This is a genomic window from Kitasatospora sp. NPDC024654, from assembly GCF_055559155.1.
Genome location: NZ_JBVHLF010000026.1, coordinates 14,975 through 31,412, shown reverse-complemented (window position 1 = coordinate 31,412; position 16,438 = coordinate 14,975). Strand labels below are relative to the sequence as shown.

At 70.5% G+C, this 16,438-nt stretch carries 17 protein-coding genes; all 17 read right to left on the bottom strand.

The window, feature by feature from the left end:
- Positions 1 to 24 precede the first annotated feature (24 nt).
- Entirely contained in the window at positions 25 to 915 is an 891-nt protein-coding gene (locus ACZ38L_RS17635; protein WP_465694054.1) for a hypothetical protein, read from the bottom strand.
- A 120-nt stretch (positions 916 to 1,035) separates the two neighbouring features.
- Positions 1,036 to 3,051, bottom strand: a complete 2,016-nt coding sequence (locus ACZ38L_RS17630; RefSeq protein ID WP_465694053.1) for an ATP-binding cassette domain-containing protein — start codon at positions 3,049 to 3,051, stop codon at positions 1,036 to 1,038.
- Complete coding sequence (locus ACZ38L_RS17625; RefSeq protein ID WP_465694052.1) at positions 3,048 to 3,434, bottom strand: hypothetical protein; 387 nt, start codon at positions 3,432 to 3,434, stop codon at positions 3,048 to 3,050. The genes ACZ38L_RS17630 and ACZ38L_RS17625 overlap by 4 nt, the downstream gene beginning before the upstream one ends.
- A gap of 14 nt (positions 3,435 to 3,448) precedes the next feature.
- Positions 3,449 to 3,934 (bottom strand): NUDIX domain-containing protein, encoded by a 486-nt coding sequence (locus tag ACZ38L_RS17620; protein ID WP_465694051.1) that lies wholly within the window; start codon positions 3,932 to 3,934, stop codon positions 3,449 to 3,451.
- Between the two features lie 190 nt (positions 3,935 to 4,124).
- The gene (locus ACZ38L_RS17615; protein WP_465694050.1) at positions 4,125 to 4,310 is read right to left on the bottom strand and encodes a hypothetical protein; all 186 of its coding nucleotides are present in this window, start codon (positions 4,308 to 4,310) and stop codon (positions 4,125 to 4,127) included.
- A gap of 76 nt (positions 4,311 to 4,386) precedes the next feature.
- Positions 4,387 to 5,829, bottom strand: a complete 1,443-nt coding sequence (locus ACZ38L_RS17610; protein ID WP_465694049.1) for a glutamate ligase domain-containing protein — start codon at positions 5,827 to 5,829, stop codon at positions 4,387 to 4,389.
- Positions 5,830 to 5,831: 2 nt separating this feature from the next.
- The gene (locus ACZ38L_RS17605) at positions 5,832 to 6,365 is read right to left on the bottom strand and encodes a hypothetical protein (RefSeq protein ID WP_465694048.1); all 534 of its coding nucleotides are present in this window, start codon (positions 6,363 to 6,365) and stop codon (positions 5,832 to 5,834) included.
- Positions 6,366 to 6,489: 124 nt separating this feature from the next.
- Entirely contained in the window at positions 6,490 to 7,893 is a 1,404-nt protein-coding gene (locus ACZ38L_RS17600; protein WP_465694047.1) for a glutamine synthetase family protein, read from the bottom strand.
- Positions 7,893 to 9,374, bottom strand: coding sequence for an amino acid permease (locus ACZ38L_RS17595; protein WP_465694046.1), 1,482 nt, complete (start codon positions 9,372 to 9,374; stop codon positions 7,893 to 7,895). Before ACZ38L_RS17595 ends, ACZ38L_RS17600 begins: the two co-directional genes overlap by 1 nt.
- A 104-nt stretch (positions 9,375 to 9,478) precedes the next feature.
- A complete protein-coding gene (locus ACZ38L_RS17590) occupies positions 9,479 to 10,453 on the bottom strand; it encodes a hypothetical protein (RefSeq protein WP_465694045.1) in 975 nt (324 codons plus the stop codon).
- Positions 10,453 to 11,388 carry an SAM-dependent methyltransferase gene (locus ACZ38L_RS17585; protein WP_465694044.1) on the bottom strand — a complete coding sequence of 312 codons (936 nt, stop codon included), beginning with the start codon at positions 11,386 to 11,388 and terminating at the stop codon, positions 10,453 to 10,455. The genes ACZ38L_RS17590 and ACZ38L_RS17585 overlap by 1 nt, the downstream gene beginning before the upstream one ends.
- Before the next feature lie 569 nt (positions 11,389 to 11,957).
- Positions 11,958 to 12,521: a class IV adenylate cyclase gene (locus tag ACZ38L_RS17580; protein WP_465694043.1), complete on the bottom strand. Its 564-nt coding sequence runs from the start codon at positions 12,519 to 12,521 to the stop codon at positions 11,958 to 11,960.
- A gap of 43 nt (positions 12,522 to 12,564) precedes the next feature.
- On the bottom strand, positions 12,565 to 13,200 hold the full coding sequence (locus ACZ38L_RS17575; protein WP_465694042.1) for a methyltransferase domain-containing protein: 636 nt from the start codon (positions 13,198 to 13,200) through the stop codon (positions 12,565 to 12,567).
- 28 nt (positions 13,201 to 13,228) lie between these two features.
- A complete protein-coding gene (locus ACZ38L_RS17570) occupies positions 13,229 to 13,597 on the bottom strand; it encodes a cytidine/deoxycytidylate deaminase family protein (protein ID WP_465694041.1) in 369 nt (122 codons plus the stop codon).
- Positions 13,598 to 13,620: 23 nt separating this feature from the next.
- Complete coding sequence (locus ACZ38L_RS17565; protein ID WP_465694040.1) at positions 13,621 to 14,934, bottom strand: diaminopimelate decarboxylase family protein; 1,314 nt, start codon at positions 14,932 to 14,934, stop codon at positions 13,621 to 13,623.
- Positions 14,931 to 15,515 carry a P-loop nucleotide/nucleoside kinase family protein gene (locus ACZ38L_RS17560; RefSeq protein WP_465694039.1) on the bottom strand — a complete coding sequence of 195 codons (585 nt, stop codon included), beginning with the start codon at positions 15,513 to 15,515 and terminating at the stop codon, positions 14,931 to 14,933. Before ACZ38L_RS17560 ends, ACZ38L_RS17565 begins: the two co-directional genes overlap by 4 nt.
- Before the next feature lie 10 nt (positions 15,516 to 15,525).
- Complete coding sequence (locus tag ACZ38L_RS17555) at positions 15,526 to 16,428, bottom strand: radical SAM protein (protein ID WP_465694038.1); 903 nt, start codon at positions 16,426 to 16,428, stop codon at positions 15,526 to 15,528.
- Positions 16,429 to 16,438 lie beyond the last annotated feature (10 nt).

The following is a 16,438-nucleotide window of genomic DNA, read 5'->3' as shown; positions in this document are numbered from 1 at the left end:
GGCGGCGCGGCCTCGCGGTGACTGTCAGGACTGGCCGGAGCCGGCGGGTGTCGGCAGCGGCCAGAGGGCGACGGCTTTGTCGTCGGAGGGCTTGTAGCGGGGCCAGGCCAGCCCGTTGGCGTCCTCGGCTTCAGCGCGGGCGATGGCCTCCAGCACGGCGGTGGGCCCGGCAGTGGCGCATTCGGCGATCAACTCGTGCCAGGAGTAGAGGCCGTAGTCCTCGGCCGCGCAGGAGACCCCGTCCGTCATGGCGAGCACCGCGGCGACGTCGGTCAGCGGGAAGGTGGCGGTGACGGCGTGCCGGGCGGCCTGCGGGGCGGCTTCGGCGACCCAGTAGCCGCCCGGCCGGTTGATCTTCGTCAGCTGGAACGCCCGCAGGTCCCTCAGCAAACCGTGGTGGTGTTCGCCGAAGCCATGCCCGGCGAGCAGCGACTGCCGGATCTCGGCCACTTCGGGGCGGCCGGTCACCAGGTCAGCGAGCCGGTCGTCACGCACCTGCTGGATGGCGCCGTTGTGGTCGGCCACGATGACGGGACTGTCGCCGAGGACCAGCACGTCCAGGCTCCCGGGCGCTGCCCGGGCTATCGCCACGGTCGCCGCCGGGGAGGCGCCCGGTGTCAGGCCGTGCTTGGAGGTGACCGCACCGATCGCGGCCTCCAGCACCAGGCGCAGGTCCGCACCCGGCTCCGTGGTCAGCCGTCGAGCGATGAGTTCGCCGAGCGTCTGCGCGTACCAGGCGCCGCGCGGCTGCTCGTCGCCGACGGTCGAGACCCCGTCCAGGACGATGACCGCGTTGGGCGTGGTGAGGATACGGTCCTCACTCGGCCGCGCGCTGCTACCCGCACGCCCGGCCAGCACCACCCTTTCGGTGAGGGTCTGGGTGGACGACCCGTCGATGGCCTCTGGCTGGGGCACGGCTGGCTCCTCCACGGGTGGCTGCTGGGCAAAGCGATCGTGACCTGGTGTCGCTTTCGGCGACGGCTTCATCGTTGTCTCCAAGAGGCTTGGTAGCGGGCGGTTTTCGCGGGGACTTGGTCAACGTGTGTCGGCGTCGGCCGTTTCGCGGGTCTGTCCTGGGATGACGCTGGTCTCGTACTGGCGGGCCTGAAGGAGGTACATCTCCCTGTACCGCGTGGGCGGGCGTTGAGCCATCAGCTGCGCGTGCGTGCCCTGTTCGGCCAGCCGCCCGTGGTCGAGGACATAGATCCGGTCGGCCCGGGCCGTCGCGGCCAGCCTGTGCGTAATGAGCACGACGGTGACCCCGAGGGAGGTCAGGGCGCGGATCCGCTCGAACGCCTCGACCTCGGCCTTCGGATCGAGCGCGGAGGTCGGCTCATCCACGATGACCAGCTGCGGCATCCGTCCGGCCGGCCCCGGGGTGGTGAGGCGCAGGTGAGTGCGAGCCTCGGCGATCTTCTGCCACTGTCCGCCGGAGAGGGACACACCGCGCTCGAAGCCCTTGCCCAGCAGGGTGTTCCAGCCGTTGGGGAGTTCGTCGAGCACCGTGTTCAACCCGGCGTGGTCGGCCGAGGCGTCGAGCCGGTCCTGACCCACGGGAACCTCGGGCCGGCCCAGCAGCAGGTTCGCGAGCGCGGTAAGGGTGTACCGCTGGAAGTTCTGGGCGAGCAGGCACACCGAGGCGAACAGTTCATCGCGGTCGGCTGCGGCGGCGTCGATGTCGTCCCACAGGATCCGTCCCTGGTGCGGCTGGTAGACGCCGGCGAACAGGTGGGCGAGCGTGCTCTTGCCGGAGCCGTTCGCGCCGACCAGCGCGACGACCTCCCCGTGCGGCAGGGTCAGGCTGACCTTGTCGAGGGCGGGCTTGTCGCGGCCGGTGTAGGTGAAGGTCACCTCCTCGACGCGGATCTCCTTGGCCTGCTCGGGCAGGGCCAGGCCGCCGGTGGGGATGGCGCGGGACTCGCCCTGGTCCCGCAGGTCGGCGAGGTCGCGGACGAACAGGGCCTCCTCATAGAGGGAGTTGATCTGGGAGACCAGACCGCCGATGCTGGCCGCGCCCGTGCGGATCGCCACGATCGCGGTACCGGCCACCGCCAGCGGCATCGACCCGCTGAGGACCAGCCAGCCGAGCAGCACGAACGCTGCGGTGCTGGCCAGCCCCGCCAGCACCGCGGCCGCCACATCGGTGCGGGCCTTGGCCCCGGCCAGCCGCGCCTGCTCCTTCTCCGCCGCGATCGACATCTGCGAGTAGTGGTGCAGGATGAACGCCCCGGCGGCGTGCACCCGCAGCTCGGCGGCCGACCAGGGGTGGATGAGCATGTCGGCCAGCGCCGTGCTGGCCCGGGAGTGCTGCAGCCACGCCCTTGTGGAGGCGTAGCGGCGCCGGGCGGTGCGCACCGCGCCCCATCCGCGCGGGGCGCAGATCAGCAGCAGCATGGGCAGTAGCGCCGGGTGCAGGACGGTGAGCACGCCGGCGGCGGAGGCCAGGCCGAAGCCGGCGGACAGGACAGCGGTGGCCTGGCCGATCAGGTGCTGGATGGACAGTGCGCCCCAGCGTGCGGCGTCCACGGCCGCGAGGAATTCGGGGTCCTCGATGGCCTCCTGCTCCGAGCGGACCACGACGTGCAGGAAGTCGGTGGTGGCGCGGCGGAAGACAGCCGGTTCCAGACGGCCCGCCGCCCAGCCGGAGGCAGCGGCCAGCAGAGCGGACAGCCCGGTAGCGGCCCCGGCCACCGCGATGGCGGGCCACGCGGAGTGCACCACCGCGGTGACCTCGCCGTGCCCCAGCACGGCACGCAGGGCCCGGTTGGTGGCCAGCAGTACCAGAGCCCCGGCCGCGCCGCGCAGCAGCTCGGCGCTGATCAGCGTCGCCATCGCCCATCGGTCCGCCTGCCACGCCATCCGCCCGGCCAGCCGCAGCAGGGCGGGCAGTTGCCGCGCTACCGCGAAGAACGAGACGCTTCCGGAGGCGAGTTCGTGCTTGGTCCAGCCCGCCGCATAGCGCATCGGGCCGCCGAACAGCAGCTCCTCACTGTCCGAGTGCTCCGAGTGTCCTGCAGTGGTGTCCTGTGCGGTGGAGTCGGTGGTGGTCACGCGTTGGCTCCGATCGCCGGCTTGGGGGCGGGAATAGTCCAGGTCAGGCGGGTTCCGGCGCTGACGTGGGCGGTGCCGTCGGGATCGAGGTCGAGCCGGTGGGAGGCGGGCGACCCGGCCGCCCGCCAGGCGGCCAGGTGCCCTTCGGCCAGGGCCCACAGACTGCGTGGCCCGCTCTCGTTGACCAGCCAGCGCCGGGCGGGCTGCTCGTCACCGACGGGTACGTAGACGTGCGGCAGCCGCCGCTCACTCTCCACCTCGGCGAGCACGGCGGCGAGCCGCGTGTCCTCGCAGCCAACCTGCTTGACGGCGGCGCGGGCGAACAGCTCCCGCTCGGATGCCCAAACGCCCTGCGGCGCGTGCCGCACCGGTGTGGTCGTCACCTCGCCTCCCCGGTTCAGCCGCGGACCAGGGCACGGGGGCCCGTGCCCTCCTCGAAGCCGTGGGTGGAGAAGCCGCGCCCACCGTGGAGGTACGCGAGCAGCGCGGCGTGGGAGGTCGGGAACATCGGCGTTGGCAGGTCGTCGGCCGGTGTCCACACGACCGCGAGGTGCTTGTGCGGCTCGGCGTTGACCAACTCGCCAGACCAGGTACTGGTGGCGAACACGTGGAGCAGGAAGGGGCCGTGACCGTCCCAGCCCGCATTGACCTGGATGGTGTGCACGAGGCGCAGGTCGGCAGGAACGACCACCAGGCCGGTTTCCTCGTGCAGTTCGCGGGCCGCCGCCTCGTCCAGCGTCCGGTCGGTGGTCTCTGCCTTGCCGCCGGGGATCGTCCAGGCCGGATCGCTGGACCAACTGTCGTTCGCGTAGTGGATCGTGACGATCCTCTGCGTGGTGGGGTCGTGAACGATCACGCTGACGGCCTGACGCAGACTGAGCATCGCGTTGTCTCCTGGGGGTCCAAGGGCGGTGCCGGACAGATCGAGCGGGGCAGGGGTGCGAAGTTCGAGGGTGGCAGGGCAGGCACCGCGATGGGTCTGCTCCGCGTCGTTGTCACCCGATCGTGCGAACGCCGGTTCGATCAACTTCTGGGCGGTGGCTGCTGCAGGGGGTGGTGGGAGACACGCACCGTCACGCCTGCTCCGGTGCGGACGGAAAGAGCGCGGCGCGGGCGCGGCCACTGCCCGGCAGGTGGACGACCGGGGTCCGCGGTTCGAAGAACCGCACATCGGTGGCGTTGAGCCGGGTGGGAAGCCGGGCGCCCGGTTGCCGCACGGGCAGGGGCTGGGCAGGAGTTGGCTGTGCGGCCTCGGACATCGTGGGCCGATCCTCATCGGTGGGACTGGTCAATTCGGGTGCCTCGTGATCGTTGGGGCGGAGCCGCGATGCTGGACTACAGGTCGCGCGGGACGGGGGCGCCGGGCGCTCCGAGGGCGAACAGCAGGCGGGCGCCGAGCCGCACGGTGTGGCCGGTGCCGATCAGCAGGACGGTGTCGCCGGGCCCTGCGAGTTTGGCGAGCAGATGCTCGACGCCGGCGGCGGCGAGGTCGTCGCCTGGGAGGTCGATCGTGTGGAGGTGGCTGTCCAGGCCGCCGACGGTGGCCGCTCGCGCGATGGCGTCGGTGCCGCAGGGCAGGTCGAGGTTGTCGGCGCGGCGCCGGTCGTGCAGTGGCAGCAGGACCAGCTCGTCGGCGACGGCGAGCTGGGCGCCGATGGCCTTGGCCTGGGCGAGCGTGCGCGACCAGTGGGAGGGCTCGTAGACGGCGACGAGCCGGCCCGGCGTCAGGGCGCGGGCGGCCTTGAGGTCGTCGGCGATCTCGACCGGGTGCCGGGCCAGGGAGTCCATCACGGTGACGCCTTCCTGGCGGCCCAGGACGGTCAGGGACCGCTCGATGCCCCGGTACTTTTCCAGGCCGCGTCCCACATCGCCCGGGGCGGCGCCGAGCGCGAGGGCGGCGGCCAGCGCGAGGGCTGCGGCTTTGGCCGCGTTGCGCCTGGGCAGCGGCAGGCGCAGAGCGTGCGTCCTGCCGTCCCAGTCGTGCAGCGTCAGGCTGCCACCGGCGCTGTCCGTGGCGAGCTTGGTGATCCGCAAGTCGCTGCCGCGGCCCTGACCGACGCTCACCACCCGCGGGCCCGGTCGCCCCTCGGCCAGACGCTGGGCGAGCTGCGCGCACCCGGTCTCCCACGCCGGCAGCACGACGATCTGGCTGCGGCGGGCCAGCGCCTCCAGTTCCTCCAGCGCGGCTTCGTGGTCGTCGTGGTGGGGTGGGTTCGCCGTGACGGCGGTGATCACGGTCAGGGTGGGTGCGCACCGGTCGCCAGGGTCGGCGTCCGGACCGAGCTCGGTGATCAGCAGATCGCCGCCGCTGTGGTGCCCGGCCGGCTGCCCGACGGGTGGGGCCAGCAGCGCCCAGGCCGGGTTGCGGTAGCCAAGGGCGGCGGTGAGCGCCCCGGCGGTCAGTGTGGTGCTGTGGCTGCCGGCCACCACGATGCTGGTCGGGGCTGCGGCGAGCAGCAGCGCGAGCGCATCCGCGTGATCCACGACCGGCAGGCCCATCTCCCGTGCCCGGGTGGTCTCCGCGCTGCGGGCCAGGGAGTTCGACGGCGAGATGAGGGCGGACATGTCGGCGCGCACATGGCCACGATCGTGCCCGGACAGCACGCCGATGCCGAGGTCCGCCAGGTGCTGGGGGACGTCGTCGGGGTGGGCGCAGCCGGTGGGGCGTGCACCGCGCTCGCGCAGCAGTTGGGCCAGGCCCGGCATGCCCGGGTCGCCGATCCCCACCAGGTGGGGGGCCGCCAGCCGTGCGGGCCCGGTGTAGTCGATGCGGTCCATGGTCAACTCCTCTGCTGCGGGAAGGCGGTGGCCGGAGCGGTGGCGGCGATGGCATGTTCGATGAGCGCGATCAGGGAGCGCATCGCAGTCGCGCGCTCTCCTATGTCGGCCGTGATGAGGGGGATGCGTGGGTCGTGCAGGTGTAGGGCCCGGCGGACGGTGGACGTGGTGCCGGGCCACGATGGGCCGGGCTGGTCGATGACCACGGTGAGGGGGATGCGGCGCCGCTGGAGGTATTCGGTCGTGGCCAGGGAGCACCCCGGGTCCTGGGGGTCGACGACCACGAGTGCGGCGTCGGCGGCGGTCAGCAGGTCCTCCCAGCGGAACCAGAGCCGCTCCTCGTCGGGGACGGCGAAGAGCGTCACCGCCGCCCGTTCCAGGTCGATGCGGCCCAGGCCGAACGTCACCGTCGCGTCCGGGTCCTGGCCCAGGCCGCTGCCGGGGGCGGTGACGGCCAGCAGTTCGGTCACCGGACGCAGCGGGGCATCACTCAGGGCAGTGGCCAGGATGTGCGCGGTGCCGGGTGGGCCGGCCACGAGGACTGCCAGTGCCGGGCACCGGTCTTGGAGCAGACACTCGTCGCTGGGCGGGGATGGGTGGAGGGATCTCAACAGGGCTTCCTGCGTCAGGTCGGAAAGAGGAATGGCCGGAGGCGGCGGGTCAGGCCTGGTCGAAGCCGCGCGAGACTTCGAGGTCGCTCACATGCCGGTCGTGGAAGTGGAGTTCGGCATCCGCAGCGAGCGCGTAGTGGGCGACGACCTGCTCGCCGAACAGGCGCAGCGCCAGCTCGCTGTTCTCGAAGGCGTCGACCGCTTCGCGGAGTGAGAGCGGTAGGCAGGGCGCGGTGCTCTCGCGGTAGGCGTCACCTCCCACCGGGGCGGGCGGGGCGAGGTGACGCTCGATGCCCCAGCGCGAGGCGGCTGCCGCGGCGGCCACCACCAAGTAGGGGTGGGCGTCCGCGCCGGGCAGGCGCACCTCCAGGTGAAGGCCCGGGCCGTGCCCGACCACCCGCACCGCACAGGAGCGGTTGTCCCGGCCCCAGGCGAACCGCGTCGGCGCGAAGCTGTGGTCGCGGTACCGCTTGTAGGAGTTGACGTACGGGGCCAGGAACGGCATCAGGTCCGGAAGCGCGCCGAGCAGGCCGGCCACCACGTGCTCGCCCAGCGGCGACAACTCCTCGGGCCGGTCCGGATGGGCGAGCACCGGCAGGCCATCGCGCCACAGCGACATGTGTAAGTGCAGCCCCGAGCCTGTCGCGTCGTCAGGCGCGGCCATGAAGGTGGCCGCCAGGCCGTGCATGGCGGCGAAGGTGCGTGCCGCCTCCTTGAACAGCACGTGCTGCTCGCAGGCCGCCATCGCGTCGCCGTACGGGAACGTGACTTCCAGCTGGCCTGGCGCGCCCTCCAACTTGACCGCCTCAACCGGGAGAGCGGCGCTGGACAGCGAGGACATCAGACGCGCGGTGGTCCGGGCCACGCCGTCGGGCATGTCGAAGGCGTAGTCGCGCCCCGGTCCGGTCGCTGGCCGTCGGGTCGACGCTCGGGCGCCCTGCTGCTGCACTTGGCCTTCGTCCGCAGCCTGGTAGAGGACGAACTCGCTTTCCAGACCGACCCGCAGCTCCAAGCCCAAGCCGGCCAGGTGCGTGAGCTGCTCGCGCAGCACCGTGCCGGGGGCAACCGTCAGACGCTGTCCGGTGGCGTCCAGCGGATCGGCGAGCACCAGCGCGGCGTGCGGGACCCACGGCGCCATCCGCGCGGTGCGGACGTCGGGGGCAAGGCGTACGTCACCGTAGCCGTCGCGCCACCGACTCTCGGCCGCCACCATGCCCAGGTCGGTGGCCAGCAGGTACCCGCAGCCCTCCATGTGCATCGTGCCGTTCAGCAACTGCTCCACGACGGTGTCCGCCGGGAACGTCTTTCCCCGCAGACGGCCCTGCAGGTCCACCGTTGCGATCCGCACTCGGCGCACCTCGCCGCTGCGCACCGCGTCGCGCAACTGCGACGGCGTCAGCTTCCCGCGGTACCTCGTCGTCTTACCCGGCTGCGGCATCGGGGCGATGACCATCACACGACCTCGGCTTCGAGCTCGGCCATCATCCGGTCGGCGACCGGGACGCTGTAGCGCGGGCCGGCCATCCGGAAGCTGATCTCCGCGCCGACCAGGACCAGCAGGAGCACCGCCCCGGCGTAGTTGAAGGAGTCGACGGTCACCGGGGAGACCTGCGGCAGACAGAACAGCACCGTCACGCAGGCGACCCACACCACGGCCACCAGGCCGACCGGCTTGCTCCAACGCCCCAGACTCCACGGCCCGGGCCGAAACCGCCGCCCGGCCCGCAGCCGCAGGAACACCGGGATCGCGATCGCCGGCGTGATCCCGATGACATTGATCGAAGTGACCGCCGCGTACGCGGTCGGCGAGTACAGCACCGGCAGGGTGAGCACCAGAGCCACGACCACCGAGAGCCAGACCGCAGCCACCGGCGTCGCGGTCGACGGCGAGACCTTCCGCCACCAGGCCGAGCCCGGCAGCGCCCCGTCCCGCGAGAAGGCGAAAGCCATCCGGGAGGCGGCGGCGACCTCGGCCGCGCCACAGAACAGCTGCGCACCGATCACGATCAGCAGCAGCAACTTCGCCCCGGTCGAGCCGACCGCGTCCAGGAAGATCTGCGCCGGCGGCACCCCCGTGGCGGTGCCCACCGTTCCGGCGTAGTCCTGGATAGCGAAGGTCAGACCGGCCAGCAGCACGGCGCCCGCGATCCAGGACACCCAGATCGAGCGGACGATCCCGCGCGGCGCCGCCACCGACGCCCCCGTGGTCTCCTCCGACAAGTGCGCGGAAGCGTCGTAGCCGGAGAACGTGTACTGCGCCATCAGCAAACCGACCGCGCTCACGTAGAGGGAGTTGTGCCAGCCGGTCTGGTTGACGAAGTGGGTGAACACGAAGCCGGCGGACTGGTGGTGCGCCGGCACCAGGGCGAGCACGGCCACGATCACCGCCACCCCCGCCAGGTGCCAGACGACCGAGACGCTATTCAGGACACTGACCAGCCGCACCCCGCGCAGGTTCACCAGCGCGTGGACCAGCAGGATCACGGCGAAGATGACGAACAGCTTCCCGGGCGTCGGGGTGAAGGAGAACTGCATCTGCAGCAGCGCACCGGTGAACTGCGCAGCGCCGTAGTCGATTCCGGCGATCGCCCCCAGCAGTCCGAGGAGGTTGAGCCAGCCGGTGTACCAGCCCCACTTGGGGCCGCCGAGCGTGTGCGCCTGGTAGTAGAGCGCACCGGAGGTCGGATAGGCCGAGGTGACCTCGGCGAACGCCAGACCCAGGAGCAGCACCATGAAGCCCACCCCGACCCAGCCCCACAGCATCACCGCCGGGCCGCCGGTGGTCAGGCCGAATCCGTAGAGCGTCATGCAGCCGGACAGGATCGAGATCACCGAGAAGGACACCGCGAAGTTCCCGAAGGCGCCCATCCGGCGCACCAGGACCGGGGTGTACCCCAAGGACTGCAGATGGGAGTCGTCATCCCCGGTGCTCACAGGGACGGCACGGTGCGTGCGGGACACAATTTCCTCCAACGAGGTTTGAGAGAAAGAAAATCGGATCGGCGAGGCGCGGTCCTGCCCCTGCCCCTGCCTCGGGATCAGGTGCGGGCGACTGCCCTGGCGGCCTGGCGCCGGGCGTCCAGCAGCAGGTCGCGGCCACTGCCGGGCGTGTTCGCCACGCTCTCCCAGGGCTGTTGGGAGCCCAGCGCCCCCATGACCTCGAACACCCGGGCCGCCTGCTCCTTCTTGTTGCCGGCCCACAGCGCGTGGGCGAGGTGACTCAGGTCGACCACCGAGCGTGCCTCGCTCGCCGGGCGGATGAACCAGTGCTCCCACGCCCTGGCGGTGTCGCGGGTGCATCGCTCGTGCATCCACTGGTTGAGCAGCAGCGCGTCGCGCTTGGGGGCGGTGCGGTAACGCTCCACGTGCAGGTAGAGCGGCAGGAGGAGCAAGGGCGAGCCTGCCGGGGTATGGCCCAGCAGCCAGTGCACGAAGTCGTGCGCGTACCCGGTGCGGCCGTGGGCGAGCCACCAGCGAAGCACCCGGTGGTGCCCTTCGCGGCTGTACGGGTCGCGCCGCTGGAGCTGCGACAGCAGCCACCACGGGCCGGCGGGCAGCAGCGCATCCGGCGGCTTCCCGCCGTGCTCCTGGAGCACCTGGCCCGGGTCGAGGACAGCCAGCTCCAGCATCGCTACCCACGGAACCGGATCGGCCGGGGCGATCCGCGCCGCGTGCCAGCACACCTCCCGGGCCGCCCCGTGCATCGCACCGGCCTGCGGGCGGCCTGCTCGCGTGGCGGCCAGCGCCCGCAGCACCGCCACCCGCGCCCGCAGTACGGCGAGGTCGGTGCTGCCCGGGTCCTCGCTCGCCCAGTGCTCCAGGACGTCGGAACGCACAGCCGCGCTGGCCAGAACCTGGCTGCGCGCGGTTCGCAGCGACCAGTCGCCCCCGGTACGGGCCAGCAGCTCGCGGGTGGACATCCACCGCCCCGCCTGGAGATCCGTCACCGCCCCACGTAACTCGGCATCCAGGCCAGCCGGGTGGAACACCACCTCATCCATGCTGGCCGCCATCACCGCACCCCACCCACGCCCGGCAGGCCCAGCCGGGCGACTGCCCCGTACCGCGACACCGCGGCATCGCCCAGCCTGGCGAGCGCCTGCGCATCCGGGCACCACCGGTTGACCACTACCAGGCCCGGCGCCTGGAGCAGCATCCGGTCCAGGAACCCCGCGACCTGCTCCAAGCGCCGGGGGAAGATCTCGATCCCGTGGGAGCGGTAAATCGCGCTGACCACCTGCCACACCGCCGGCGCGAAGTCATCCGTGGCGTGGGAGAGCACCAGCCACGAGCCGAGCGGAAGCCCCTCCATCAACTCGGCGACCAGCCCGCGCGGGTCCTCCTCGTCCGGGATGAACTCCAGCACCGAGTCCAGCACCACCGCCACCGGCCGCCCGGCAGACAGCAGCGAGCGCACCGCGCAGGAGCCAAGAAGCTGCCGCGGATCGCGAAGATGCCCCCGGGTAACCGCCAGCCGACCCGGCGACGGGCAGGACAGCTCGGCCCGCAGATGGCTCAGCACGATCGGGTCGTGATCGACGTACACCACCCGCGCCCGCGGAGCCTCCGCCTGGACCACCCCGTGCAGATGCGGGAAGGACGGCAGGCCCGCCCCCAGGAGCAGCACCTCCCGCACCTCCTCGTCCCGCGCCAGGCGCCGCAACGCGCGCTCCACGAACCGCCGACGAGCCCGCACCGCCTGCGCGAACGCCGGCACAGCCGCAGCCAACTGCTGCGCCGCGGTCCGATCAGCGGGGAAGCCGTCCTTCCCGCCGAGCATCTGGTGGTCGACCCGTGCGGGGAGCGCCCGGTCGATGCCCAGCGCGGCGCCGGGTACCCAGTCACGCAGGTAGGCCGGGATCCGGGCAGCGACCGGAGCGCCGGCGGCGGAAGCCGGCTGCCTTCCGGCCTGGGGTGGTGCCTGCTGCGGATCCTGGAGCGTGGCCATGGTGTCCTCGGCGGTATCGGTGCTGCGGGTCGGCTAGTTGGTGCACCCGCACGCCGTGCGGCGGTATCGCGGCGAGCGGGTGGTCTGGGAAGACAGGTGTTGGTCGACCGGTCGGGCAGCGGGGTCGACCGTTCTGGGTGGGCGTCCAGGTGTTGCGGCGGTCAAGTTGGCTGGGGCACGGCTCGGTTGGGCTACGCCGGTCAGATGACGAGCACGGCCCCCAGGGGCAGGTGGGAACGTCGTGGGCGTCGAGTTTCGAGCGCAGTTGTTGTCGCATCTAGATTGCGTGGCCGGGAGCCGGTGCGCGAGGTCCAGCATGCGGACAATCGCGTTGTCCGCATGGACCAGGCAGTGTCCGCATCTGGAGACTGTTGCGTCTGCGGGGGTGGCCGAGAACTGCGTTTCGCTCGGCCTGCGCGTGGTCAAGCAGGGATAGACCATTGCCGAGAAGCGGGGCCTGCGCACTGTGCGCTTCGGCTACTCGATGCCGAGGTGGTCAAGTTGGAGCGGTAGATAGCCACGGCGGGGTGGCGTTACTTCACCACCCCGCGTTCGAAAGGCCCGACGTGCTACTGCTGGGGCCCTTCGGCGAACACCAGGCGCGGTTCCGCCAGAATGTCCCGGCCAAGCTCTTGCGTGTACACCTCGTCGACGCTGCCGTAGACAGCACTCGCCCAGTCCAGGCCCAGCCTGGCGGCAGCGGCTTCGACGGAGCTGGCGTCGGGGCCTTCGATCTCCAGGAAGGTCGGCAGGTCGGGCCAGGTGTCGAGGTCGAAGCGAAGGTCACCCAGGCGCCATTCCTCGCGCCAGTTTTCCTGGTAGCGGAGGGCTTCGAAGCCCATGGCGGTCAGCAGGTGATGGGTCTCGTCGAAGTCGGAGACGACGACTTCGACCTCCAGGGTGGTGTCGATCGCGGATTCCTCGGCTGTGGTCTGCTTGTAGGTCAGGGTGACCTGGTGTCCCTCGTCGCGCAGCCGCAGCCAGCCGCCGCGGGCGTCGATGTCGCTGTTCTTGAAGACCACCCGGCGCATGAGGGTGCGGGGCTGGTGAACCTCAGCCTGGAGTTCCTTCAGGGCGGTGGTGGTCTTGTCAACGTCGATCGAGAGGAAGCGGGCCTCGTATTCCGTCTGCATGGAGATTGTCCTTGTCCTGTGTTGGGGTTGGGGGCTTGACCGGTCAGTACGCGGTGGGGCGGCATCTGGCGGGGCTGCGGCGCCGGCCGATGAACAGACCCATCCGGTGTAGGTGCCAGCTGGGTTGTCCGAGATGAGGGGCTTCGTCGAAGAGCGGGGTGTAGGTCTCCCAGATGGCCTCCCAGTCGGGGAAGTAGGCGCGGATCTCCTCCGCGTCCAGGTAGTGCTCGATCTGCTGGTGCCGGAGTTCGGTGGGCATCATGTACTCGGCTCCTAGAAGCCCGGCGGGTGAGCACAGGCTTTGCAGGGCATCGGTGAAGTCCTTCAGAGGCCGCCGGTGGTTGATCGAGTAGTGCCAGGAGCAGCTGGTCCAGACGCCGTCATGGGCCGGGATGCCTGTGAGCTCCAGGACATCACCGGTGATGATATCGACACAGTCGGTGAGCTTCTCGGTCTCAAGGCGTTGGCGGAGGCCAGGGGTTGATGGTTTCCCTTTGACGGCGTCCTGGTCCTGTTCGATGGCGGTGACGCGGTAGCCGCTGCGGGCAAGGGGCAGGACAAACTTGCCGTCAGAGGCGCCGACAACGCATGTGCTCCGTGCGCCGGCGAGTTCGAGCTGGCGTTGGAAGAGGGGGAAGAAGCTGCGGGTGGACTGCCAGAGGCTTTGGGTCACGGGCATGAGGTGGGTCCGTTCTCGTCCGTCGACGTCATGACCAGGGCAGGAGTTCGTCGGGCGTGGCCGTGAAGGGGCGGCCGTCGACCAGCTGGACGATGACGCGGTGGAAACCGTGGTCGCGCAGGAGTTCTCGGCAACTGCCGCAGGGACTCACTACGGTGTTGGTCGAGCGGCGTAAGGCGACACAGGCGTCGAAGGCGTCGACGCCGGCTGTGAGGGCCGTGCCGATGGCGACAGCTTCGGCGCATGTGGAGCAGTGGCTGCAGGTGCGGGACCGTACGTGCAGCGCGGTGAAGATCTGTCCGTCGAGCGTCGAGATGGCGGCGGCCACCTCGATCTGTGGAGAGTGGCAGTTCAGGAGGGTGGTTCGGCACGTCTCGATCAGGGTGCTTTCCAGCACGGCGGGTTGGTGGCTCGTGAGGTTCACCGTGTTGCCTCGCGATCGATCAGCGTGCGGAAGGTCTCGGCGGGCGGCTGTGGGCGCCACAGGATCTTCGCCTTTTCCAGGTGGACGACGCCGGGCCGGTCCCAGGCGTTGGCGATCCAGTCGCCCAGGCTGTAGGCGCCGACCGCGTCTAGGCAGATCAGCGTGCCCGGGCTGAGCGGTCCGGGGACGGTAATGCGGCCGAAGGCGTCACTGCGATGGCACAGTGGACCGACGAGCTCGTAGGTGATTTCGCCCAGGGCCGGGAGGTCGCTGACGTGGACGGGACGCATCTCGTCACCGCGCCAGCAGTGCAGGGCGTTGGTGCCGATGTCGAGGACGGCGATGTTCCGCTCGCCGTCGTGCCGGACGGCGATGACCGAGGCGACGGCCGACAGGGAGGGTTCGGCGAGGTAGCGGCCGGGTTCGAACAGCAGCCGTTCAACGCCGTGGGCGCGCAGGCGAGGGGCGTAGCTGCTGATGGCCGTGGTGATGCCTGCGAGGTCCGGCGCCTTCTGTACGGTCGGGTGTACCGGCGCGCCGATGGTCTGAGCTAGCTGAAGCAGAGGCCCTGTGCGGCGCTTCTCGACCCAGCCGGAGGCCAGGCCTCCGCCGAGATCGAGGCTGGTCACCCTAATGCCGAGCGTCGCGAGGCGGTCGAGCAGGGCACAGGCGCCAGCCAGCGCCCGCTCGAACGTTGTTGCGGAGACGAGTTGGCCGCCAAGGTGCAGGTGGAGTGCCTCCAGCGTGACCGTGTCGCTTGCTGCGAGTCGCTTCGCGGCGGCGAGGACCGCATCGCCAGTGCTGGACCATCCGAACTTTGTCTCCCCGCGTTTCCAGCCCTCGGTGGGGTCGGCGCCGCTCTCACCGGTCAGACCGGGTACGCGGATCCGCAGGCCGACCGGTACCGCCGGCGCGGTGGGCGGCCGGGAGCACAGGATGTCGATCTCGGAGTCGGTCTCGACGTTGATCAGGCGTGCCGGTTCTCCGTCCAGGACCGCCGTGAGCAGACCGGCGGCCTTGCCGATGCCGTTGACCAGGATCGCGGACGGGTGGTGCAGGGAGCGGGCGAGCCGCCATTCGTGCAGCGAGGTGACCTCGGCTCCGACGCCCATGCCGGTAAGGTCCTCACACAACTGCGGCAGGTAGTTCGTCTTGTACGAGTAGTAGGTTGCGCTGGGTAGCGGCAGAGCATCGGTGAAGCGGCGGAAGGTGCTCACCGCATCGGCGAGTCGATTCGAGGAGTAGCAGAACAGCGGGGTCCCGTGCTGCGTGGCCAGGGCGAACGTCTGCTGGGGAACGCTGTCGTTCATCGCTGGCCCTGCCTATCGGGGAGAAGACCGACGATCGCCTCGACCACTCCGTAGGGGGCCAGGCCGGTGGTGTCGACGGGGACGAGGCCGGCGCGTGCGTAGACCTCACGGGTGACGTGGGTGTTGTCGGCCTCCAGCCGGTACCAGTAGCTGCGGTTCTTCTCGTCATCACGCGATGCCATCCGCCGACGGCGGACGGCATCGTCCACGGTGAGGACGAAGGAGTGATCCGGTCGCAGGGCGTGCGACCAGTCAACGTCGGGCAGCGGGTTGATCCCCATGGCCGCATGGGTGGCCAAGGTACGGTAGAAGTAGCTCTCCATCACCACGCTGTGCCCGCTCGCCAACGTCGCGCGAGCGGCATCAGAGGCCAGGTAGTTCACCATCATCCAGAAGTTCAGCCGGGCCCGAACGTTGCGCGAGGCATCGACGTTGCGGCGCATGGGTTGGAAGCGGGCGTTGAGCGTGTCCAGGAGCACCGCGCCGAGCGCGTCGGCCAGTAACGGTGCGACGGTGGTCTTTCCGGTGGCACTGAGACCTTCGAGGACGTAGAACCGCGGTGCGCCTTCGGCCGTTGTCACCACCGGCTCCTCAGCTGTCGAGGTAGACGACGTCGGGGACAGGGGCGGCGAGTTCGTCGTGCAAGTGGGGTTCGTAGACGATGGTGCCCAGCCTCTGGTCGAAGCGGAAGGCGTTGACGTCACGACCCACGGCCTTGCAGGAGACGGTGAGCCCACCGCGGGGATCAGCCTCGATCCGGTCCAGCCAGCCGCTGGCCAGCAGGTTGGAGCAGGCGGCCGTGGGCGGCTGGGGCATCAGATCGGAGTCGTAGACCACGCGAAGCTGGAGTCCGGCGGTGTTGATCGCCCGGTGCAGCGCCTCGTACTTGGTGGACTGGTCCACCTCCAGCTCCGGGTGCCGCCGCGCGTTGCCCACCAAGCGTAGACAGTGAAGCTTGAGTTCACCGACCTGGTGCTTGTCGAGGAGGCGGGCCAGCGGGACGACCTGCCCGATGTTGCTGCGGGTGACCGTCATCGTGACACCAGTCTCCACACCGAGGTCGACGGCCAGGGCGAGCGCGTCGATCGCCGATGCGAAGCTGCCGCGCTGCCGGATGCGATCGTGGACATCGGCCAAGCCATCGATGGAGACACGGAACTTGTCCAGGTACGGTGCCAGCTGCCGGACGGTGCCGAAGAAACCACGGTGGCCGTTGGTACAGATCTCCACCGCCAGCCCGCTGTCCTTGCAGAACTGGGCCACCTCCACGATGCCGGGGTGCAGCAGCGGCTCGCCGCCAAGCAGCGTCACCGCCTGGAGGGCGTACTCGTTTCGGAAGTGGGACACGAGTTCCACTGCCTCGGCCGTGGTGTACCGCTCACTGCTCTCCAGCAACTCACCGTGGAAGCAGTGCCGGCAACGGAAGTTGCAGCCGTACAGGAGTTGCAGGTACAGCCTCATCACGCGGGTGATCCCGGTGACCTGTTTGAGCATCGCTGCCTCC